The organism is Actinocorallia herbida (assembly GCF_003751225.1).
Classification (GTDB): domain Bacteria; phylum Actinomycetota; class Actinomycetes; order Streptosporangiales; family Streptosporangiaceae; genus Actinocorallia; species Actinocorallia herbida.
Genome location: NZ_RJKE01000001.1, coordinates 5,614,220 through 5,635,423, shown reverse-complemented (window position 1 = coordinate 5,635,423; position 21,204 = coordinate 5,614,220). Strand labels below are relative to the sequence as shown.

Below are 21,204 nucleotides of genomic sequence, written 5' to 3'. Positions count from 1 at the left end.
TACGCGCTGTGGCCAAAGGCGCCGGGAGGAAGGCCAAGAAGGCCACGTGGACCGCGATCCGTTTCCACGCCCAGACGCGGCCCCGGATCGACGGTCCCGGCAACCCCGGCAAGGTCGTCGGCACCTTCACCGACGAGGAGGTCCTGAACGAGGTCGATGCCATCGCCAGGACTCGCCTGAACGACGTGACGGTCAGCGTCGGCGGCGGCGCGCTGCCGGTCACCGAGGCCCTGTGGCTGGCGGGGATCCGCGAGCACCAGACCGACTGGCTGCTCATGGCCGTCGACGAGATCCTGCGGGAGGCCGGACGGCTGCAGCGGTCGGACCCGTACGGGCTGCTGATCGGCGAGGACTTCGTCGGGAGCGCCAGGGTGAGGCTATCGGCCAAGGAATGGACCCTGCGCATCGTCGAGGCGGTGGTGACCGCCCACGGCCAGGTGGCCGCGCACGGCCTGGACCCGTCGATGCTGCTGGAGAACCCGCTCCGCGCCGCCATGGTGGCCTTCACGCGCAAGCACGTCCGCTGGAACGGGCAGGAGCAGGGCCCCGTCTACGAGCTCATCCAGTCCGTCACCATGAGCGGGCTCCGCTTCGTCGCCGGCGAGCCCGTCCACCAGGTCAGGCTGCTCAAGCTCGACCCGAGGCAGGGGCCCGCCGACGGCTTCGACTCGTTCCTGCCCCACCCCCAGCTGTGGGTGTCGCAGCAGGCGAAGGCCTACAGCACGCCGCGAAAGCACCTTTCCGGCGGCGTCAGCGTGTCCAAGTCCGGCGGCGTCCGGACCGTCTCGGGTCCAGACGCGCTGAAGCAGATCGTCTCGGACGGCATCCGCACCCGGCACACGGACCACTGGGCGCCCGTCCACCCCATCGACCCGTTTCCAGGCGTCGGGAGGCCGACCGACACCACCCTGTGGCGCCCGGTCTCGCCGCTCACCATCGTCACCATCAGCACCCGCCACGTGACGGACTTCACCATCGGGGCGATCACCGGCGGCCTCGGGCGCGCCACCCACCTGGACCTGGACCTGAACACGGCGATGTCCAAGGAGGTGAGGGACCAGCTGGAGCAGATCGCCAAGACCCGGTCCATCCCGCGGTACGAGAAGGTCGCGCTCATCCGCGGCAGGGTGGCCGAGTGGCTCGACGCCTCGATCCCGGATCTCGAGGCCGAAATGCTGGAGTCGTTGGCGGGCAAGAACATCCGCGACGCCGTCGGGCGGACACCGCTGGTGCGCCTGTACGCCGGCCACCAGGTCGCTCGCCGGGATCAGATCTTCCGGGAGGCGGGCCTGATCGCGCCGGAGGAGCCATGAGCCTCGCCGAGGAGCTGGCGGCGCTGGTCGCGCCGCTGATCGACGCGCTCGCCGGCCCGGACGGGGCCGACGCGCTCCTGCGCGAGCTGGGCGTGGTCACGGCGCCCGCGGCTCCGCCGGCGGTGCCCGAGCAGCTCGCGGCCCTCGCCACGACCGCACAGACGACCGTCGATGCGCTGCTGGCGCTGGACGACGAGACCGTGCCCGCCGCCGAACGCACGGCCGGGCTGGTCACGAACCTGGCCGCCCTGGCGGACGCTTTCGCGGACCTGGCCGACTTGGACGAGTCGGCGGTGGCGGACCTGGCGGCGCCGTTCGACGCCCCGGCGCTGTGGTCGTTCCTGGCCGACGCCCTGCCCGGATACCTGCTCACCCGCTGGCTGCGTGATCGGCACGGCACGGCCTACGAGCTGATGCGCCTGGTCGGCGTCGTCAGCGCGGCGGACGGCGCGCCACCCGGCTTCGACCTGGACCGGCTCGCCGCCGCGCTCTCGGATGCGGCGCCCTGGGCCGAGGCCCTCGCCGATCCGGGGGCACTGGCCGGCCCGCTGCGCCGTCGGCTGGACGCGGGCGGGGTCACGGCCGCACCGCCCGCCTGGCCGGTGGGCGGACCCGAGGGCGAGGCGGAGGCGGAGGCGCCCGCGCCCGGTGGTGAGCGGGTGACCCTGTCGCTCCCGGGGAGCCGGCCGGGCGTGCTCGGCCTGACCGGCGCGTTCGAGGCGGTGGACACCGTGGACGGGCCCGGCCTCGCCATCACGGTCGAGGGACTGGACCGCGTCCCCGGCGGCATCGACCTGGGCGGCGGCTGGTCGGTCGCGGCCGACGGCGGGCCCGGGCCCGGCGGCGCCGTGCTCGGCGCCGGGTGGGCCGAGCCGCTCGACGGCGAGGCCGCACTGGACAGCGCCGCGGTGGAGCTGGCCGGGCGCCCGCCGGTGCCGTGGGCGCTGATCGGCGAGCCGGGCGCGACCCGCGTCGAGCTCGCCGCCCTCACCCTCGGGCTCGGCGGCGACTCGCTCATCTCGGCGCCGTCGGTCGTCTTCGAGGCCGGCACGGACGGGCTGCGGCTGGTCATCGTGCCAGGTGACGGCGACTCGTTCCTGGCCTCGCTGCTGGGCGGGGACATCGTCGTGGAGCTGGCGCTGAGCGGACGCTGGTCGTCGGCGGACGGGCTCGGCATCGACGGCGCCGCCGGCCTGACCGTGCGCATCGCCACCAGCATCACCCTGGGGCCGCTGACCATCTCCGGCCTCACCATCGCCCTGTCCGTCGGCGGTGGCGTGATCGCGTTGGTCTTCACCACCGAGATCGGCGGCCACGTCGGGCCGCTGTCCGCGTCGGTGCACGGGATGGGCCTGCGGGTCGAGCTGCTGGACGGGGACGCCGGCGGTCCCGGGACGATCCGGCTCGGCCCGGTCGGCCTGGCCTTCGGCTTCGAGCCGCCCGACGGGGCCTGCCTGAACCTCGAGCTGGAGACCGTCAAGGGCGGTGGCTGCCTGTTCTTCGACCGGGAGCCGGGCCGGTACGCCGGCGTCATCGAGCTGGAAATGCTCGGCGTCGGGATCTGCGCGATCGTCATCATCGACACCGAGGCGCTCCCCTCGGGCGAGTGGTCGATGTTCTTCGCCCTGTTCATCGACCTGCCGGCGATCCAGCTCGGCTTCGGGTTCGCCCTCACCGGCGTGGGCGGGCTGGCCGGGATCAACCGGGACCTCGACAGCGACGCGCTGGCCGCGGCGGTGCGCTCGGGCGGCATGGACACGGTGCTGTTCCCGGCGAACCCGGTCGAGGACGCCCCCCAGGTCATCGCCGAGCTGTCGGCGATCTTCCCGGCCGAGCAGGACCGCCACGTGTTCGGGCCGGTGGTCCGGCTCGCCTGGGGTACCCCGCCGCTGATCGAGGCGGAGCTCGGCATCGTGCTGTCGCTGCCCGACCCGATCACGATCGGCCTCATCGGGTCGGTGACCTCGATCCTGCCCAGCGCGGACACCGACCTGGTCGCCCTGAACCTGGATATCGGCGGTGGGATCGACGCGGCCGCGGGCACCTTGTGGATCGACGCCGAACTGCACGACTCCCACATCGTGTTCTTCGCGCTGACCGGTGGGATGGCCGTGCGCTCGGGCTTCGCCGGCCGGCCGTCGTTCTTGATGGCGCTCGGCGGCTTCCATCCGGGCTTCGACGCACCCGACGACTTTCCCGCTCTGGCACCGCTGTCGCTGGCCATCAGCGCGGCGCCCGTACTGGACATCGGCTTCTCGTGTTACCTGGCCATCACCTCCAACTCGGTCCAGTTCGGCTCGACGTTCCACCTGTCGGCCCAGGTCGCCGGCTTCGGCGTCGAGGGCGGTGCCTCCTTCGACGCGCTGGTCGAGTTCAGCCCGTTCCTCCTGTCGACCCGCCTGGGCTGGTACGTCGTGGTCAGGGCCGCGGGCGTCGACCTGGCCGGGGTCTGGCTGGAGGCGAGCGTCGAGGGACCGAACCCGTGGCTCGTCGTGGGCACCGCCTCGTTCAAGTTCCTCGGCTTCGAGGAGCACGTGCGCATCGACGAGCGCATCGGCTCCAGGCAGCCGGAGTCGGCCGTCGCCCCCGTCGAGCTGCTCGAGGAGCTCACCGCCGCCCTGGCCACCGAGGCCGCGTGGTCCACGGTGGCCGGTACCTCGCCCGGCGTTGTCGTCGCCGGCACCGAGCCGCGCCCGGACGAGTTGGTCGTCCTGCCCGACGGCGTCGTCACCGTCGCCCAGCGAGTCGTCCCGCTCGGCGTTCGCTTGGACAAGGCCGGGGACGCGCCCCTGGGCGTACACGACACGTTCACCGTCGAGCCGGGCGCCGCCGCGCTGACCGGCTCGGGCGCGGTACACGACTGGTTCGCGCCCGGTTACTTCTTCGAGCTGGCCGCCGGCGACCGGCTGTCGTCACCGTCCTTCGAACGCCTGCAGGCCGGGATCGAGTTCGGCGGCGGAGAGATCGTGGCCGGGACGGCACGGCCGGGCACGCTGGAGTTCGAGGAGATCCTGCGTGATCCCGAGCTGGGCGAGGACCGGGTCGACCTGGGCGTGGTGGACATGGCCGGGGACGTGCGCTCCGGCGTCCTGACCATGACCGCCGATGGCGATGCGACGCGCGGCGGGTTCCAGATCGCGGCCGACCCCGAACAGGCCACCATCCAGGGCCCGGCTTACGCGGTCGTCCACCGCGACACCGGCGCGGTCCAGGGCCGCGCCGCCACCTGGTCGGCCGCCCACCAGAGCGAGGTCGGGCGCCGAACCAGCACCGTCGTCGTGCCGAGCTGGGAGGCGCCGCCGTGACCGATCCCGCCGTGACTGATCCCGCCGTTAACGAGCCCGCCATCATCGCCCCGACCTTCCTGCCCTGGCTGCGCTCCGGCCTTGCCGCCCACCTCGATGTGCCCGCACAGGCCGGCCTCGCCCCCGCCGATACCGCGACCATCACGATCACCGTGCGGGCGCGCGGGACCGGGCCGGGCTCCGACACCGACCAGCCGGTGCCCGGCCCGGCCGTGCGGCTGCGTGGCCCGGGCGAGGTGATCGGCCTCGACCCGCGCCAGGTGCTGCGCCGCGACCCCGAGCCGGACACGACCGACGCCGAGCCCCACTACTTCGCCCACGTCGAGCTGGCCTCGCCCGATCTGCCCTGGCGCTTCACCCCGGCTTCGCCCGGGGACGGGCTGTTGCAGCCGTGGCTGGCCCTGGTCGTGGTCGCCGAACGCGACGGGGTGAGCCTGGAACCGGCCGTCTGGCCCGCGCGGGCGCCTGTGCTGCACGTCGAGAACGGACTGGCCGGCGAGCTGCCGGACCTGCGTCATTGCTGGGCCTGGGCACATGTGCAGGCCGACGTCGACCTGACCGGCGGGGTACCCGCCGCCCTGGCCGGGGCGCCCGAGGCGTTCCGGTCCAGGCTGCTGTGCCCACGCCGGCTCACTCCCGGCGGCTCGTGGCTGGCGTGCGTCGTGCCGACCTTCGAAACCGGCCGCCAGGCCGGGCTGGGTGAGGCCGTCACCGGTTCCGGGCCGGCCTGGGACACGGAGACCGATGACGCGGTACGGCTGCCGGTCTACGACTCGTGGCGCTTCTCCACCGGCCCTCGCGGCGACTTCGAGTCGCTGGTGCGCCGCCTGCGGCCACGCGAGCTGCCGGGCAGCGTCGGGCGCCGCGACCTGGACGTGAGCGACCCCGGCGGGGGCCTGCCGAGCGCCCCCGGGACGCTGCTCACCTACGAGGGCGCCCTGCTCGCCCCGGCAGGCGCGGCCCGCCGATGGCCCGCCGCCCACCGGACGCGCATGAAGGACGCGCTGCGCCGGGCGGTCAACAAGCGCCTGGCACCCGGCCCGCACCCGGCACCGTACGACGCCCTGGTCCATGACCCGGTCGTCGGTCCGCCCGCGTACGGGGCGCCGCAGGCCAAGCGGCGTGCCGTGCCGGCCGACGGTGCGGAGCCGGTATGGCTCGGGCAGCTCAACACCGAGCCGCAGCACCGCTCGGTGGCCGGGCTCGGCGCCGAGGTCGTGCGGGCCGACCAGGAGGCGCTGATAGCCGCGGCCTGGCGCCACGCGGCGAAGATGCGGGCGGTGAACCGCACGCTCGGCCGGGCCCGGCTGGCCTGGGAGCTGGGCCGCAAAGCCGAGCCCCGCTTCCAGACCTTCGACGACGCCCGGATCCTTCAGGTGGCGGGGCCCGCCATGGCCCGGCTCACCCACCCGACCTCAGGCACCGTCAGGGGGGCCGTGGCCGCGTCCGCGCTACCCGACGGGCTGGTCTGCGGCGCGTTCCGGCGCCAGACCCGGACCGTACGCGGCTTCACGGTCTCCGGCCTGGGCACGGGAACGCGCCTGCCTGCGACGGCCGCCGTCACCGCCGCCGCTCTCGCCGCACCGATCGAGTTCGCGTCGGCGTGGCGCACCGTGCACACGGCGTTCGGCACCGAAGTGGACGAGCCGCCACCCGATCTCGGCCCGCTGGTCCCCGCAGCGGCCGAGCGCAGGGCGATGATCCGGGCCGCCCGGCGCGACCGCCGGGTCACGCCGGTCCGGCGCCGGGCCCGTGCCATCGATCCCGACCCGGACCCGGGCCCTATCCGGCTGCCCGACGTCGGCGGCGGCGTGCCCGTCGCCACCCTGGTGCCGTACGTACGGGCGGGGCTGGACCCGGCGGGGACGGTCAAGGCGATGGTGGAGACACGCGTCCTGGGCCTGAGCGCGGACCGCACCCACGACGTGCCGCCGCGCGCACGCGCGCACCCGGCCTTCACGACCCCGATGTCGCAGCGGCTGATCGCGCTGTCGGCCGAATACCTGGTCCCGGGGATCGGCGTGATCCCGGACGACACGCTCGGGCTGCTGGAGGTCAACGAGCCGTTCGTGGAGGCGTTCCTGGCCGGGCTCAACCACGAGCTGGGCCGCGAGTTCCTGTGGCGCGAGTACCCCGCTCGCCCCGGCGCCACCTGGGCACGGCGGTTCTGGGACACCGGACCGGGCGGGCCGGCCGACATCCCGCCGATCGGGACCTGGGCGCCGGCCACCTCGCTCGGCGGGCACCGGCCGGAAGAGGCGGGAGGAGCCGGCCTGGTCCTGCTGTTCAAGGGCGCCCTGCCCCGCCGCTACCCGGACCTGCGCGTGTACGCGGTTCAGGCCGTCTGGCGCAACGGCAGGCGCAGGGAGAACAAGAAACACGGCGAGGTCCGCCTGCCCGTGATGGCCGGGCGGCTGGAGAGCGATACCCGCTTCTGGGGGTTCGCCCTCGACGAGGAGGACGCACGCGGCAGCACGGATCCCGACGACGCCCGCCCCGGCTGGTTCTTCGTCCTCGAGCAGCAGCCGGGCCGCACCCGCTTCGGGCTCGACGCGCCCGTCGCGCGTTTCCGGGAGGAACTGCCACCGGCGTCCTGGGCGGATCTGTCCTGGTCGCATCTGGCCCCCAAGGGCGACGATCCATTGCCGTCGTTCGCGGACCCGACCGGGCCGTCCTGGCTGGCCGACGGCGTGAGGCGGCCGGGCAACGGCGGCGAGGACGCCTGGGGCGAGGACGCCGCCGCGATGGCCCGCATCACCCTCCAGCGCCCGATCCGCATGCTGGTCCACGCCGACTCGATGCTCCCACCGCCGCGCCGGCCCACCCCTTTCGCCCGGAGCGGACGATGACCCCCGCCGAGAACCGCACCGACCGACCGGCCGCGACAGGTTCCGGCCGCGGCACGCCGATCGGGATCCGCCCCGGGCCTCGCGGGCCTTTCGGACCCACCGGGCCTGACACGCCCGGGCCGTTCGACCTGGACGTCCCGGACGGGATCCTGGAGCAGCTACCGTTCGCCGCGCTTGACCACGACCTGCCGCTGCTGCTTCTGCCGGTACGGCTGGAGACCCGTTACCGACTCGGCCTCGACCCGCCCGAGCTGCGCATCCGGATCCTCCCCGACCAGGTCAGCATCAACGCGGACACCCCCGCGCCCGGTCGCGTCGAGCGGGAACTGGCCATCGAGTTCTGGCATGCCCGGCTCGCCGCCCAGGACGACGCCGGCCGCCAGGCGGCCTGGCGCACGTTCGCCCGCCGCGTCGGCACCCGGCGGGCCGGATGGCTGGCCCGAGAGCTGCGTCCGGTCCTGCGCGGTCCCCTCGGCGTGCCGCAGTTCCCCGCACCCGTGGAGGCCGGCGAGCGGGCCCCCGCCCGGCCGATGCTGCTGCCCGGCCAGTGGCTGGCGGTCGGGTACGCCTCCGAGGGAATCATCTTCAGCGTGCCGAGCAGGCCGGTCGCCGAGGGCCTGCGGACGGCGCCCGACCCGAACGCCCCGCCGTGGCAGGCACCCGAGAGCGGCCTGGTCACCGACGAGGCCCTGGCCTGGATGTTCGACTACGAACGGGCCGTCGAGGTGGGCATGGCGATAACCGTGCCGCTGACCGGCGCGGCCGCGCAAGCCGCCGACGTCCTACCCGTCCTGCTGGTCGTCGGGGTCGACGCCGAGCTGGAACCGCAGGACGCGGCCGCCCGCCTCGACGCGTTGCTGGCCGCCCACGCCCGCACCGACGGGCTCGCCTTCGTCCCACAGGGCACGCCGACCAACAACACCGAGACGGTGACGGCCGGCTGGAGCGCGCAGGAACGGGCGCTGGCGGACCTTGCCGCCCGTGAGCTGGACCCGGTGGCGGAGGTGCCGGGCGACAACGCCGGACGGCTGGCGAACGCGCTCGGCCTCGCGGACCCGACGACCCTGCGGCGCGCGGCGTTCGGGACCGACCCGGAGCGGGAGCATTCGCGGGCGATGCTGCGCGTGACCTTCGAGGCGGTGCTCGGGACCTTCGCGCGGCAGCTGCTGCGGGTCGGTACGGCCGACGGGCTGCCCCCGACCGCCGCGGACACGCTGCGCGAGTGGTGCACGCACTGGGTCACCGGCGGCGCGTCACTGCCGACGCTGGCGATCGGGCCACAGCCGTACGGGGTGCTGCCGGTGTGCCGCTCGACCATCGCCGACGAGCCGGCGACCACCGCCGGGCACGTCCAGGCGATGGTGTCGCTGCTGCTGGGTCAGTGGCGGGCGGCCTCCGGCACGGTGCCCGTCCTGGACCCGAACCTGATCGACAGCATGGGCGAGGGCGAGCACGAGACCGCCGTGGCGACGATCCTGGCCACCCGGCCGCACCCGGCCCGCCTGTTCCTGCGCTGGATGGACCGGTACTCGAGCCTCAACGAGATCGACGACAAGTTCACCCCGCAGGGCCTTTTCGAGCTGTTCCTGCTGTCGCTCGACGCGGAGCTCAACCCGGCCTTCGACTCGCCGCTCACCGAGATCGCCGCGCTGTACTGGGGCGGAACCCTGCACGACCAGGTCGAGTCGATCGACGAGCAGATCGCGGCCTGGCAGGGGGTCCACGACGGGCTGCCGGCGTTGCTGCTGCAGACCGGCCACGCCGACCTGACCGGCCAGGCACAGGATCTGATCCAGGTCGTGCTGACCCTGCTCGAAGGCTGGCGGCGCCGGCAGAACCCGGTCGCCTCGCTCGGTCTGCCCGTCTACGAGGGTGTCCTCGGCGAGCAGAACACCGAACTGATCGAGGGCGTGCTGGCCTCGACATCGAGCGAGTGGGGCGCTGACGGTGTGGTCCAGGCGCGCGACGCGGGCCCCGGCCACACGGCCGCCGAGTACCTGGCCGACCTGCGCGGCCGCTTCGCGGACCGGACGCCCGACCTGCGGCCTTCGGGGATGGGCGATGACTTCATGGACCGCCGTCCCCTGCTCTACCAACTACTGGCCAACAGCCTGCACCTGGTCCCGGACAACGCCGCCGAGAACACGCGGGTGCTCGCCGCCCTCGATGTGCTGGCCGCCCGCACCCCCGAACAGCTGGACCGGCTCCTGCGCGAGAGCCTCGGGCTCGGCACCCACCGTTTGGACGCCTGGGCCACGTCGATCGCGGCCGAGCGGCTCGGCACGCTGCGTGCGGCCCGGCCGGGCGGCATCCAGATCGGCGCCTTCGGTTGGGTGGCCGGGCTGACCCCCCGCGGCAAAGCGGGCTCCGCCGGGTTCGTGCACGCGCCCTCGATGGCGCACGCGGCGACCGCCGCGGTGCTCCGCTCGGGCTGGCTCGCGCACGGCGACGACGAGCCACTCGCGCCCGCCGCGGTGGACATCCGCTCACACCGGGTACGGGCGGCGGCCTGGCTGCTCGACGGCATCAGGCAGGGCCGGGACCTCGGTGACCTGCTCGGCTACCGGTTCGAGCGGGCACTGCACGAGCTGGGCGCCGACCACCACGTCCGGCCCGTACGGAGGAAAGTGCTCGCCGCCGCCGGAGAGCCGGGCGTGCCCCCCGACGAACCGGTCGACGGCATCTCGCTGCTCGACCTCGACCGCGCCAACGGCCTCGGCACCGTCGAGCGGGCGGTGCGCAGCGCACTGGACGAGATCGAAGCCGCGTTCGACGCCGTCAACGACGTCGGCCTGTTCGAGGCCGTCCACCAGCTCACCGGGGCCGGCTTCGCACGCGCCACCGCCATGCTCGACGCCCTGGCCACCGGCACCAGCGCCCCACCTGAACTGCGCGCCCCCGACATCCCGCGGGCCTCGATCGGAGTCGAACACCGAGTGCTGGTGCTGCTCGACCCGACGGCGCCCCACCCGGGCCGTGGCTGGAAGGCGATCGGCGAGCGGGAGACCATCGCGCCGGCTCTGGGCGCCTGGGCCGCGTCGCTGCTGCCCGACGCGGGCACGGTCGGATTCGCGGCCCGCCCTCCGGCGAGCGACGGCGGCGGCAGCCCGAGCCCGCCGAACCGGCTGACGCTCAAGGCACTCGGACTGTCCGCGCTGGACGCACTGTGGCTGGTCGGTGAGGACCCGGAGCTGGTCCCGGCGCCGTTGGCGACCTTGGCCGCCGGCGCGGCCGGGAGCGCCGGACCTGTCACGGTCGACCCGGCCGCGCGGGGCGACGCGACGGTGTCGCTGGCCGAGTTCACCGTGCTCGCCGTCGAGCTGCGCCGCGCGGTCGAGGCGCTGCGGGTCGCGGACGCCCGCGACCTGCGTCCCGCCCAGGCCGCCGGCGAGGCGGAGACCGACGACCGCGCCGTGCTGGACGCGGCCGCGCGGCTGGTGTCCTCGTTCGACCGGCTCGCCGACGACCTCAGCGACGCGCTGCAGATCGCCACACCCGCCGCGGTCACCCCGGTCGCCGAGCGCATGGCACGCTTCGGGCTGGCCACCGGCAGGCCGCCCGGCGACGTGGCGGCCGCCGCCGCGCTGCAGCCACTGCTCGAGCAGCGGCTCAAGCGGGTCGGTTCCGTGCGGGTCGACCCGGCCGACCCTCGCCCCGGCCTCCAGGGCCGGGTCACCGCCATCCTCGGCGGGCGTGTACCGCTGCTGGGCGTCTTCGAACTCGACCACGGCGCCATCGACCTGACCACGGCGGTCGCCGACCCCGTCGACGTCGACGACTGGCTCGACGCCGCCGGGCGGGTCCGGGCCGACGTCGGGCGACTGGTCACGGCCGGGATGCTCAGCGAGCTGCTCGAGCCCGGCGCCGGTCTGCGCGCGACCGCCGGCCAGAGTCCGGCCGCTCCGGGCGAAGGGTGGGCGGCGACCTCGCTGCCCGCCCCCGGCACCGGCGGCCGGCTGTCGGTGGTCGCCGTGACCGGGCCGGGCGGGCCGCCGGCACCGGGCGCCCGTGCCTGCGGCCTGGTCGTGGACCGCTGGTCAGAGCGGATCCCGCGGACCGAGCAGGTCACCGGGGTCACGTTCCAGTTCGACGCCCCCGGTAACCGCCCGCCCCAGACCTGGCTGCTGGCCGTCCCACCCGACGGCGAGCAGTGGAACCTGACGCTCGTGCTCGACACGCTCATGGAGACGCTGGAGTGGGCCACCCTGCGGGCGGTCGGTCCCGAGAACCTGGTCGACTACGGCCGGGCCGTCCCGACCGTGTTCGTCCCCGGCTCGATCGCGAACTGGCCGAAGGAGGAGGACTGATGACCGGATGGGACCGCGTCGAGGCGATGGTCTGCGACACGGAGTTGTCCGGCGGACTGGAAATGCGCGTAGCCGACCCGCTGTGGCTGCTGGCCCGCCAATGGCAGGTCGGCGAGTTCCACGGCGACGACGCCGCCCAGCCGGCGGCGGCACGCGTCACCGGGCGCAGCGTGCCGCTGGTGTCGTTCAGGGCCGGCTCCTGCCCTCCCGGCGCGGAGACGGCAGGGGTACGCCCGGGTCGGCCGGTGCCGATCCCGGAAGGCCGCCCGCTGGAGACGGTCGCCGAGGCGACCGCCGAGCCCGGTTTCGGCACCGCCCACCTTCACGCGGCGGTACGGGCGGGGCGGCGGCTGACCAGGCTGCTGCACACCGGCGGGCTGCCGGCCGCCGCCGACGCGCTCCGGGCCGAGTTCACGCTCGCACCACCCGACCATGCCGTGACCGCCGGTGGGCTGGGCCGTTCAGCCGCCGAACTACTGGTCCGCCTCGGCCTCGACGGCGCAGGACTGGCCAGGGCCGACCCCGCCCGGGTCACCCGGGCCCTCGCCGCCCGGGTCAGGGGCGACGACCTGACCCGAGCCGAAGCGATCGTGCATGACTGGCGGACCTGGTACCGCGCCCGCGGCGGGTTCGACGGCGAACCCGGCTGGGATGAGGAGCGGGTGGAGTACACCTTCTCCGTCGCCGCCAGAGGCCCGAAAGGCGAGATCACCCTGCGAGCACCCGAACATCGCGGCGGTCACCTGGACTGGCACTCGTTCGACCTGGTCACCGGCGAGCAGCAGGCCCACGGGCTCGACGCGGCCGCGGGCCGGAAATGGGTGAAGACCGCGGTGCCCACGCCCGTGCGGTACACAGGCATGCCGGCATCGCGGCTGTGGGAGTTCGAGGACGGCCAGGTCCACTTCGGCGACCTGGACGCCGGCCCAGCCGACCTGGCCCGCCTGATGGTCGCCGAACTGGCCACCGTCTACGGCGACGACATGTTCTCCATCCCCGTCGCCGTGCCGGTCGGATCGCTCACCGAACTGCGCTCGGTCGAGGTCATCGACACCTTCGGCGGGCACACCACCGTGCCGTCCACGGCGATGGCCGACTCGGGCCCGGGCAAGCCGCCGCAGCGGGCGTGGCGGCTCTTCGAGCTGACCGGCGACGAGGTGAACACCGACCACCCGTCCCCCTGGCTGCTGATCCCGCCCACCCTGGCCGGCGGGCTCGACGGGCCGGTACTGGAACGGGTCGCACTCACCCGCGACGAGGCCGCCAACCTCGCCTGGGGCATCGAGCACCTCGTCGAGGGCCCGCTCGGCCGAGCCGTGGACCGCGCCCGCGCGTTCTCCTCATCGAGCCCTGCCGCGCCGCCCCCGACCGGCGAGCCGGCGGCGCCCGGCGACCGCTGGCGCTACCGGCTGGAAGCGACCGCGCCGCCCTGGTGGATACCGCTGCTGCCCGAGCGAATCGACCCGGACGCGGCCCCCGCAGACCTGGCCGCACAGGTGCGGCTGCGCCGCGCCCGCATGCAGGCGTGGGCGCTGCTGGACCCCGAACAGGTCGGACCCAAGAGCGAACTGCTCGACCCGCGCCGCCCCCGCCTGCTGGCCGAGGAGCAGGTCGCGAAAGACGGGCTCATCGTCGAGCGCGCCTGGCAGTCCGGACGCTGGCACGACGGATCCATGCACGTATGGCTGGCGTACCGCGTCACGCCCGGCCGAGCCGAGCCCTCCAGCGGCACCCGCTGGGATCTCCTCGACCGGACACCGACCGGTCCTCACATCCGTAGGCACCGATGACAAGTCACAGATCCAGGCCGACCAGAAGATCCGCCGCGACTCCCACAAAGCGTCCAGCCCCTGGAGGCCGACATCCGCGCCTGGATCAACGACTGGAACAGCAACTCCCGACCCTTCATCTGGACCAAGACCGCCGAAGAGATCCTTTTGTGGCGACGCGACCGAGTCGGCGCCCAGCCGGGCCGGGACTGGCGCATCACTCGGACGCCGGGGCGCGATACACCCCTTTCTCCTTCGCCGCCCGGCCGATCGAGGCAGGGCCGGACGCCTCGATCGGCACCGTCGGAGACGCCCTGGACAACGCGCTGATGGAGTCCGGATCGGCTTGTTCACGACCGAGCTGATCAAGCCACGACCCGGGCCCTGGAAAGGTCTCGCCGACCTCGAACTCGCCACCGCCGAATGGGTCGACCGGTTCAATAACCAGCGCATCCACTCGGAAGGGACCTTTGCGGACTAGGGATCGGCCGCTCCCGCGGCGGTCTGCTGGGCTAGGGGTGGGACAGGTGTTATCGCTGATGATTGCCGGTGAGGTGGCCTCGAAGGCGAGGTCGAAGGCGCCTCTGGCGGCTTTCCAGCGCAGGCCCCGGCGGGCCTGCCCGGCGCCGGGTCGGGTTCAGGCTCATCAGGGCGAGGTGGACGTAGGTGAGTGCTTCGGCGAGCTTGGGCCAGTGCCGGCGGGGCACGTAGCGGAACGTGTGCCGCAGCAGGTGGACGATGCAGACGATCCCGCCCAGACCAAGGAGAACAGATGACGTCTGCACGACCGTCTGCGGCCAGGTGCCGTTGATCGCCTCAGGCAGGCCCTCGGGCCCGACGCAGACGGCCATGAGCACGTCCTGGACGCCGCGGTTCTTTGGCTCGGTGAGGACGTGCGCCCAGAACCCGGCGCCTTCTCCTCCCTCGCCGTCTCAGATTCCGAGGACGTCCCGGTCCCGAGGGACCTCGATCCCGACCGGCCCGACATCGGCGACCACGGTCTTAGCGCGGGCTCCGTTGCAATGGTCGACGGCCTCTCCCGGGTCGGTGATCTCGCCGTGGCCACGGCCGAGATGGGCGTCCATCCCACCCTGCAACACCGTCTCCAGCACGAGCTTCACCAGCCCGCCGGCATCCCGCCGGGCCCGACCAGCTCCCGGCCCTCCGCCTGGGCCGCCTCGACCAGCCGGCCCACCAACGCCCGCTGCTCGTCCTGCACCTGCTTCTCGTCCTGCAGCGAACCGGACGGACCGGCCTCCACGATCTCGGGGGAATCCCCGCTCATGGTGTCTCCTCAGATTCTCTGAGTCACACCCTTCGCGGAACAGTCCCTCCGTGGAGCCGGCGGGGGCCTTACCGATTCACTCGGCGGTGGCGAGTTCGGCGTGGGAGAGGGTCTTCCAGGGGCCTCGCCGTGGTCCTGGTCGAGCGCTCGGGCGCCGATCCCGCGACCGCCTTCGCTCCGCCGTCGTGGGCGCCGCGATGAACGCCTGGGTCGCCGGCTCGGGAGCGACGTCGCGCCCGAGCCTCTTTGAGGCGTCGGTGAACGGCGGCGCGGAGCCATCCGCACGGCCAAAGATCCCGGCTGGATCTTGTCGTCGCCCTCACCTGGCGTGGAGCACGCGCGCCGGTAGCGTCGGCGCCGTCAGCCGGCCTCAGGAGACGGGAGCGGGACCGATGGGCATTCTGGACGGCAAGAACATTCTCGTGACGGGCGTTCTCACCGACGCCTCGATCGGTTTCCACACCGCGAAGATCGCCCAGGAGCAGGGCGCCGAGGTCATGCTGACGGCGTTCCCCCGGCCGACCCTCACCGAGCGGATCGCCAGGCGGCTGCCCTCGGGCGAGGACGAACCGCCGCCGGTCATCGAGCTCGACGTCACCGACCCCGAGCACCTGGACGGCCTGGAGGCGCAGGTCCGCGCGCACGGCTGGGACCGCGTCGACGGCGTCGTCCACTCGATCAGCTTCGCACCGCAGAACGCGCTGGGCGGCAACTTCCTCGAGACCACCTGGGAGGACGTCGCCACCGCCGTCCACATCTCCACCTACTCCCTCAAAGCCCTCACCATGGCGTGCCTGCCCCTCATGAAGGACGGCGGCTCCGTCGTCGGCCTCACCTTCGACGCCCGCGCCGCCTGGCCCGTCTACGACTGGATGGGCGTCGCCAAGGCGGGACTGGAATCGGCCAACCGCTACCTCGCCCGCTACCTGGGTGGGCAGGGCATTCGGTGCAACCTCGTCGCCGCCGGCCCGATCCGCACCATGGCCGCCAAATCCATCCCCGGCTTCGACGGCATCACCGACGGCTGGGACACCAACGCCCCCCTCGGCTGGGACATCACCGACGTCGTCCCCACCGCCAAAGCGACCGTCGCGTTCCTGTCCGACTGGTTCCCCGCCACCACCGCCGAGATCATCCATGTCGACGGCGGCGTCCACGCCATGGGCGGCCAGTTCCAGCAGGCCTAGCAACCCGAACCGTCCCCCGGCGGTCTACATGACGGGCGGGAGCGCCGCTGCCCGTTGCGGTGCGGATCGTTGAAGCCGATGCAGGTCCGCGGCCCGGGGGGTCGCGGCCCGTGCGATCTTGCTCTGGTCCTACGGACGTTCACGTAGGCTCGGCGGGTGGCCTTCATCGTGGTGTGCGAGGATGACGCGGCAGTCCGCGACCTCCTCAAGCGGGTGCTCGAACACGACGGCCACACCGTCTCGGTGACCGGCACGGCGGACCGCCTGCTGCGGAATCTCGAGCCGGTCCCTGACCTGGTCGTGCTGGATCTGGGGCTCCCGGACGCGGACGGCCGCGATGTCTGTGTGGCGCTGCGGGCCTGCGGCGTCGACGCGCCGGTGCTGATGCTGACCGCCCTGGACGGCATGCATCACAAGGTGGGCGGCTTCGAGGCCGGCGCGGACGACTACGTGACCAAACCGTTCGACGTCCCGGAGCTGCTGGTGCGGGTACGTGCCCTGCTGCGCCGGACGACCGCCGTCACCTCGCCGAGCGGCGTCGTCCTCGATCCGGCGAAACACGTCGTGACCTGCGGTTCGAGGAGCGAGAGCCTGACGCCGACCGAGTTTCGGTTGCTGGGCAGGCTCATCGCCGCGCGAGGCGAGGCGGTGCGCCGTCACGCCTTGGTCGCCGCCGGCTGGCCGCATGGCGCGCAGGTCAGCGACAACACCCTGGACTCCTTCGTCCGTCGGCTGCGGACCAAGCTCGGCGTCCTGGGTGCGGCCGATCATCTGGTGACGGTCCGGGGGGTGGGCTACCGGTGGCGGTGACGGGCTTCCGCGGGAGGGTCGTCGCGCTCACCGTGGTGATCGCGACCGCTGTGGTCGCGGTGCTGGTGGTGGTCTCGCACGTGCTGCTGAGCAGGGTCACCGACGCCGACTCGCTGGACCTGGTGCACACCCGCGCGGAGGCGGTCGCCACGAACGTCACCGTGCGCGGCGGCCGCGTCGTGATGACCGAGAACGGAAACGAGGCGCTGGACACGGTCTCGTGGGTGTACGCCGACGGGCGCCTCATCGACGGGATCGCGCCGGACGGCGGCCTTGACCGCGTCGACGCGCTCGCCGGTTCCCCGCGGTCCCGGACCGTCACCGTTGGCGACCGCCTGCTGTACTCCCTGCCGGTCCCGATCCAAGGCCACCAGGTGGTGGTCGTCGCGGAAGTGGATCTGACGCCCTACGAGGCGTCGGTGCAGCGCGGCCTGACCATGTCATTGATCTTGGGGGTCCTCGCGATCCTGCTCGCGTGCGTCGTCGCCTACCTCGCGGTGCGCCGGGCGCTGCGGGTGGTGCACGACATGGCCGCGCTCGCCGATGAATGGGGCGATCACGAACCCGGCCGCCGGTTCGACCTCGGAATCCCCCGCGATGAGTTCGGGGAACTCGGACGCACCCTCGACCGTCTCCTGGAACGCGTCGAGGCCGCGCTCGCCGACGAACGCCGACTCACCGACGAGATCGCCCACGAGCTACGGACGCCCATGACCGTCCTGCGAGGAGAGGCCCAGCTGGCGCACCTGTCCGGCCGCGAGCTGCCGCCCGACTCGGTTCTGCGGGAGGTCGACCGCCTGGACACGGCCGTCACCATGATCCTTGGCGCCGCCCGGCCGCGGATCGACGGCCTCACCCGCTGCGACCTCCGGGCCGCCGTGCGGCGGGCGATCGCCGGACGTCCCGTCGAACTCGCCGTCCCGGCCGGAATCGACGTCGCCGTGACGGCCGAACTGGTCGTGGCCGTCCTGTCACCCCTGCTGGACAACGGCCTGCGGCACGCGACCTCCCACGTCCAGGTCACAGCGCGACGCCGGCCCGGGAGCGTGATGATCGAGGTCGTCGATGACGGCCCCGGGTTCGATCCGGCGGACGTCGACCGGGCCTTCGAAGCGGGCGTCACCGGCGGCGTCGGGAACGGGCTCGGGCTGGCCGTGGCCAGACGTCTGGCCACGGCCGCAGGAGTCGAGGTCCGGGCGATCGCCGATGGCCACGGCCGCGTCGAGGTGAAGTTCCCCGCGGTCTCGTAGTCAGGTTAACGGCAGGTTCGCCGCGCCAGCCTCTCCACATGACAACGACGAGCACGGCACCCACCCGGCATGGGCGGCTCCTAGCGAACAAGGTCCCCGAGGTCACGGTCTGGTTCTGGGTGATCAAGATCCTCTGTACGACCGTCGGGGAGAGCTTCGCCGACTGGATCAACATGAAGCTGGGCGTCGGCCTGGTGAGCACGGCCTGGATCTTCACCGCGGCCTTCGTGCTGGTGCTGGCCGTCCAGTTGCGGCTGAAGCGGTACGTCCCGTTCCCGTACTGGCTCACCGTGGTCGTCGTCAGCGTCACCGGCACCCTCTACACCGACATCCTGACCGACCAGTACGGCGTGCCGCTGTGGATCAGCTCCGCGGTGTTCTCGGTCCTGCTCGGCGCGGTCTTCGGCGTATGGTGGCTGCGCGAGCGGACTCTGTCGATCCACGCGATCACCACCCTGCCGCGTGAGTCGTTCTATTGGCTGACGGTCCTGGTCACCTTCGCGCTCGGCACCGCCACCGGCGACTGGACCCTGGAGCTCACCGGCTGGAGCCCCGGTGTCTCGGTCCTGCTGCCGCTCGGCCTCATCGCCTCGATCACGCTGCTGTGGAAGTCCGGCGCGAACCCCGTGCTGTCGTTCTGGCTCGCCTACGTCCTCACCCGCCCGCTGGGCGCCAACATCGGCGACTGGCTCGCCTCCCCGAAGACCGCCGAAACCCCTGGCGACCCGACCGGCCTAGCCCTCGGCACCTTCACCACCAGCCTGATCTTCCTCGGACTGATCCTGGCGACGGTCCTCTACCTGACCGCCACGCGCTCGGATGTCACCGAGACCGACGCCGCGGCGCACACCTCGCACACACCCACCGGCCCGCGCAGGGAACGCGTAGGGCTCGTGGGTTGCGGCGTTCTCGCCGTCGCCACCGCGGGCCTGCTGGTCTGGGCGCACGGTCGCCCGCACCTCTCACCGGCGCCGGAGGACGACGCCACCTCCACCGTCCAGCTCGCCCCCGGCCAGGCTGTGAAGAACTTCCCGCCCGACAAGATCGACGAGCTGAAGGCACTCGCGGCAACCTCCCTCAAGGAGGCGCGGTCAGGGAACGCGGCCGGAGCCGACACCGCCGCCAAATCCCTGCGCGACCTCTGGGACGCCGACGAGGAGTCCCTGCGGCCGCTGGACGGCACCGGCTGGACGTTCCTCGACGCGCAGATGGACCGGGTCCTGAAGACCTTCGGCATCGACCACGCCAACCCGCCGATGCCGCCCGCTCAACAGGAGGCCGAACTCGACACCCTCCTCACAGACCTGCGCTGACACCGCCCCGGTTCGCACCGGGCCCCCACCGGCCCGAGCGGCCGACCACAACACCAAGGCCGGTATCGCACTGATCCTCGACGCGGCGGCCGTGTGAGCCGTGCTCAGGCGCGGGGCGCGTACATGATGACGGCGACGCCGGCCAGGCAGACGAGGGCGCCGATGACGTCCCACCGGTCGGGGCGGAACCCGTCGGCGACCATGCCCCAGGCGAGGGAGCCGGCGACGAAGACGCCTCCGTAGGCGGCGAGGATGCGGCCGAAGTTCGCGTCGGGCTGGAGGGTGGCGACGAACCCGTAGACGCCCAGGGCGATGATCCCGGCTCCGGCCCAGATCCAGCCGCGGTGCTCGCGGACGCCCTGCCAGACGAGCCAGGCGCCGCCGATCTCGAACAGGGCGGCGGCGATGAACAGGATGACGGAGCGGGCGACGGTCACGGCAGGGGTTCCTTCGGTCGGGCGGGGTCTGGTGCTCGGCGGCGGAGATGAACGCCGGCCGCTTTCACCGGCTCCGGTCCGCGGCTCCGGTAGCCGGACGGGCGCGGTCTGCAGCCCCTGTTACTCCCCGTAGCGCAGCGTGGTCGCCGGGACTCCGCTGCGCTCCGCGAGCCGGGAGATCTTCATGACGGCCATGCGCACAGGCTAAACCTTCGAGCCGACGCGAAGGTCGAGGCGAAGATCCCACCGCTCGGGGGCGCTCAGGCCGAGGCGCCCGCGCACGAGCAGGAGGCCGTGCTCTGCCCCTGCCGCCCGCGGCAGCCGTCGTCGCCGCACCCGGGCCGCCGCCCGCCCCTGCGCCGCCAGGCGGTGAAGGCGAACACCGCGAGGGCCGCCCCGGCCAGGACCGCGGCGATCAGCGGCATCCGCTCGGCCGGCACCGCGGCACCGGCCCCGGACGGGGCTCCGGCGGCGATCCGGACCGGCAGCGCGCAGCACGCGGCGCACGCCACCGCCGCCGGTACGCCCAGCCCAGTGCCCGCCTTCGACGACGCCGGCTTCCCACTCATGCACGCTCCTCCGGGTTCCGGGCGCCGGGCCGCGGCTCGGCCAGGGGGGTGAAGGGGATAGGGCAGCAGCCGGCCTGGGCGCACTCCACCAGATCGACGCAGCCGACCTCGATCGTCTGCTTCAGCGCCTGCTTGATGACGGTCAGGGCGGCGATGCGCCCCTCGACCTCGATCAGCTTGAGGCGGGCGCGCTCGGCCAGTCCGTCGCCGCGGTGCCGGTGCCCGGCCGTCTCCAGCAGGTCGGCGACCTCCTCCAGCGTGAACCCAGCCGTTGCGCCGCCTTGATCACCCGCAGCACCGTCACCGCCGCGGCGGGGTAGAGGCGATGCCCGCCGAGGGTCCGCTCCGGCTCGGCGAGCAGGCCGCGACGCTCGTAGTAGCGCAGCGTCTGGGCGTTCACCCCCGCCGCCGCAGCCAGCTCGCCCGAGCGCAGCCCTTCATAGCCGCTCACCGCGGCCACCCCGCCGCGACCCGCGCCGCCGCCCCGCCCTCGGCGAGCTCCTGCAGCCCGTCCAAGGCCGCGCCCGCCCCGGCCGGGGCCCGCACCGTCACCACCAGGCCCCGCGCGCCGCCCGAAACGTCGAAACCGAGGAAGCCGCAGCACTCGGCCTCGGCCGCCACCAGTGCTCTCGCCCGGTCGGCCACCTCGCTGCGCAGCTCCAGGTGAAGCAGCAGCGGCTCCCGGCGCCGGCCTGTCAGCGCCTCGGCGAACAGCTCGGCGAACTCACCGAGCCGCGCCCTCATATCCCCGGTCGACAGCGTGCACGCGATCGGCACTTCCGCCGGCCCGTCCGCCCGATCGGCCGGGCC

The 21,204-nt window shown here is 73.5% G+C and carries 17 protein-coding genes and 1 pseudogene; 9 read left to right on the top strand and 9 right to left on the bottom strand.

Annotated features, from left to right (window positions below; all coding sequences use genetic code 11):
- The first annotated feature begins 8 nt into the window (after nucleotides 1–8).
- From EDD29_RS25550 to EDD29_RS25530, 5 genes are read left to right on the top strand one after another with little or no spacing between them, the layout of a single operon-like run.
- Complete coding sequence (locus EDD29_RS25550) at nucleotides 9–1,313, top strand: hypothetical protein (RefSeq protein ID WP_123666840.1); 1,305 nt, start codon at nucleotides 9–11, stop codon at nucleotides 1,311–1,313.
- Nucleotides 1,310–4,618: a DUF6603 domain-containing protein gene (locus EDD29_RS25545; protein WP_123666839.1), complete on the top strand. Its 3,309-nt coding sequence runs from the start codon at nucleotides 1,310–1,312 to the stop codon at nucleotides 4,616–4,618. Before EDD29_RS25550 ends, EDD29_RS25545 begins: the two co-directional genes overlap by 4 nt.
- The gene (locus EDD29_RS47790) at nucleotides 4,615–7,467 is read left to right on the top strand and encodes a hypothetical protein (protein WP_123666838.1); all 2,853 of its coding nucleotides are present in this window, start codon (nucleotides 4,615–4,617) and stop codon (nucleotides 7,465–7,467) included. Before EDD29_RS25545 ends, EDD29_RS47790 begins: the two co-directional genes overlap by 4 nt.
- Entirely contained in the window at nucleotides 7,464–11,774 is a 4,311-nt protein-coding gene (locus EDD29_RS25535; protein WP_123666837.1) for a hypothetical protein, read from the top strand. The genes EDD29_RS47790 and EDD29_RS25535 overlap by 4 nt, the downstream gene beginning before the upstream one ends.
- Nucleotides 11,774–13,564, top strand: a complete 1,791-nt coding sequence (locus tag EDD29_RS25530) for a hypothetical protein (protein ID WP_123666836.1) — start codon at nucleotides 11,774–11,776, stop codon at nucleotides 13,562–13,564. The genes EDD29_RS25535 and EDD29_RS25530 overlap by 1 nt, the downstream gene beginning before the upstream one ends.
- Before the next feature lie 196 nt (nucleotides 13,565–13,760).
- On the opposite strand, the gene EDD29_RS44985 is transcribed toward EDD29_RS25530, so the two are convergent.
- From EDD29_RS44985 to EDD29_RS45710, 4 genes and pseudogenes are all read right to left on the bottom strand, one after another.
- The gene (locus tag EDD29_RS44985) at nucleotides 13,761–14,000 is read right to left on the bottom strand and encodes a hypothetical protein (protein WP_148086093.1); all 240 of its coding nucleotides are present in this window, start codon (nucleotides 13,998–14,000) and stop codon (nucleotides 13,761–13,763) included.
- A 73-nt stretch (nucleotides 14,001–14,073) separates the two neighbouring features.
- A pseudogene (locus EDD29_RS25525) lies at nucleotides 14,074–14,406 on the bottom strand (transposase); the annotation flags it as partial.
- A 69-nt stretch (nucleotides 14,407–14,475) separates the two neighbouring features.
- Nucleotides 14,476–14,664: a transposase gene (locus EDD29_RS25520; RefSeq protein WP_123666834.1), complete on the bottom strand. Its 189-nt coding sequence runs from the start codon at nucleotides 14,662–14,664 to the stop codon at nucleotides 14,476–14,478.
- A complete protein-coding gene (locus EDD29_RS45710) occupies nucleotides 14,661–14,828 on the bottom strand; it encodes a hypothetical protein (RefSeq protein ID WP_170201568.1) in 168 nt (55 codons plus the stop codon). The genes EDD29_RS25520 and EDD29_RS45710 overlap by 4 nt, the downstream gene beginning before the upstream one ends.
- A gap of 392 nt (nucleotides 14,829–15,220) precedes the next feature.
- Here EDD29_RS45710 and fabI point away from each other — a divergent pair, with 392 nt between their 5' ends.
- The 4 genes from fabI to EDD29_RS25500 all read left to right on the top strand — a co-directional run bounded on the left by fabI (nucleotide 15,221) and on the right by EDD29_RS25500 (nucleotide 19,388).
- Nucleotides 15,221–16,015, top strand: coding sequence for an enoyl-ACP reductase FabI (gene fabI, locus EDD29_RS25515; protein ID WP_123666833.1), 795 nt, complete (start codon nucleotides 15,221–15,223; stop codon nucleotides 16,013–16,015).
- A gap of 156 nt (nucleotides 16,016–16,171) precedes the next feature.
- Nucleotides 16,172–16,825 carry a response regulator transcription factor gene (locus EDD29_RS25510; protein WP_123666832.1) on the top strand — a complete coding sequence of 218 codons (654 nt, stop codon included), beginning with the start codon at nucleotides 16,172–16,174 and terminating at the stop codon, nucleotides 16,823–16,825.
- Complete coding sequence (locus EDD29_RS25505) at nucleotides 16,816–18,075, top strand: sensor histidine kinase (RefSeq protein ID WP_123666831.1); 1,260 nt, start codon at nucleotides 16,816–16,818, stop codon at nucleotides 18,073–18,075. The genes EDD29_RS25510 and EDD29_RS25505 overlap by 10 nt, the downstream gene beginning before the upstream one ends.
- 38 nt (nucleotides 18,076–18,113) lie before the next feature.
- A complete protein-coding gene (locus tag EDD29_RS25500; RefSeq protein WP_123666830.1) occupies nucleotides 18,114–19,388 on the top strand; it encodes a COG4705 family protein in 1,275 nt (424 codons plus the stop codon).
- 104 nt (nucleotides 19,389–19,492) lie between these two features.
- On the opposite strand, the gene EDD29_RS25495 is transcribed toward EDD29_RS25500, so the two are convergent.
- The 5 genes from EDD29_RS25495 to EDD29_RS25475 form a co-directional block, all read right to left on the bottom strand.
- Complete coding sequence (locus EDD29_RS25495) at nucleotides 19,493–19,825, bottom strand: YnfA family protein (protein ID WP_123666829.1); 333 nt, start codon at nucleotides 19,823–19,825, stop codon at nucleotides 19,493–19,495.
- A 260-nt stretch (nucleotides 19,826–20,085) separates the two neighbouring features.
- Nucleotides 20,086–20,394: a hypothetical protein gene (locus tag EDD29_RS25485; RefSeq protein WP_148086091.1), complete on the bottom strand. Its 309-nt coding sequence runs from the start codon at nucleotides 20,392–20,394 to the stop codon at nucleotides 20,086–20,088.
- The gene (locus EDD29_RS47785) at nucleotides 20,391–20,630 is read right to left on the bottom strand and encodes a hypothetical protein (RefSeq protein ID WP_281281030.1); all 240 of its coding nucleotides are present in this window, start codon (nucleotides 20,628–20,630) and stop codon (nucleotides 20,391–20,393) included. The genes EDD29_RS25485 and EDD29_RS47785 overlap by 4 nt, the downstream gene beginning before the upstream one ends.
- The gene (locus EDD29_RS47780) at nucleotides 20,567–20,845 is read right to left on the bottom strand and encodes a MerR family DNA-binding transcriptional regulator (protein WP_281280939.1); all 279 of its coding nucleotides are present in this window, start codon (nucleotides 20,843–20,845) and stop codon (nucleotides 20,567–20,569) included. The genes EDD29_RS47785 and EDD29_RS47780 overlap by 64 nt, the downstream gene beginning before the upstream one ends.
- Entirely contained in the window at nucleotides 20,842–21,138 is a 297-nt protein-coding gene (locus EDD29_RS25475) for a hypothetical protein (protein ID WP_148086090.1), read from the bottom strand. The genes EDD29_RS47780 and EDD29_RS25475 overlap by 4 nt, the downstream gene beginning before the upstream one ends.
- Between the last annotated feature and the right edge of the window lie 66 nt (nucleotides 21,139–21,204).

Bases quoted from the DNA above. Each gene is read 5' to 3' on its own strand.
- EDD29_RS25545 (WP_123666839.1), top strand. From the start codon at position 1,310: ATGAGCCTCGCCGAGGAGCTGGCGGCGCTGGTCGCGCCGCTGATCGAC.
- EDD29_RS25535 (WP_123666837.1), top strand. From the start codon at position 7,464: ATGACCCCCGCCGAGAACCGCACCGACCGACCGGCCGCGACAGGTTCC.
- EDD29_RS25530 (WP_123666836.1), top strand. From the start codon at position 11,774: ATGACCGGATGGGACCGCGTCGAGGCGATGGTCTGCGACACGGAGTTG.
- EDD29_RS45710 (WP_170201568.1), bottom strand. From the start codon at position 14,828: ATGAGCGGGGATTCCCCCGAGATCGTGGAGGCCGGTCCGTCCGGTTCG.
- fabI (WP_123666833.1), top strand. From the start codon at position 15,221: ATGGGCATTCTGGACGGCAAGAACATTCTCGTGACGGGCGTTCTCACC.
- EDD29_RS25500 (WP_123666830.1), top strand. From the start codon at position 18,114: ATGACAACGACGAGCACGGCACCCACCCGGCATGGGCGGCTCCTAGCG.
- EDD29_RS25485 (WP_148086091.1), bottom strand. From the start codon at position 20,394: ATGAGTGGGAAGCCGGCGTCGTCGAAGGCGGGCACTGGGCTGGGCGTA.
- EDD29_RS25475 (WP_148086090.1), bottom strand. From the start codon at position 21,138: ATGAGGGCGCGGCTCGGTGAGTTCGCCGAGCTGTTCGCCGAGGCGCTG.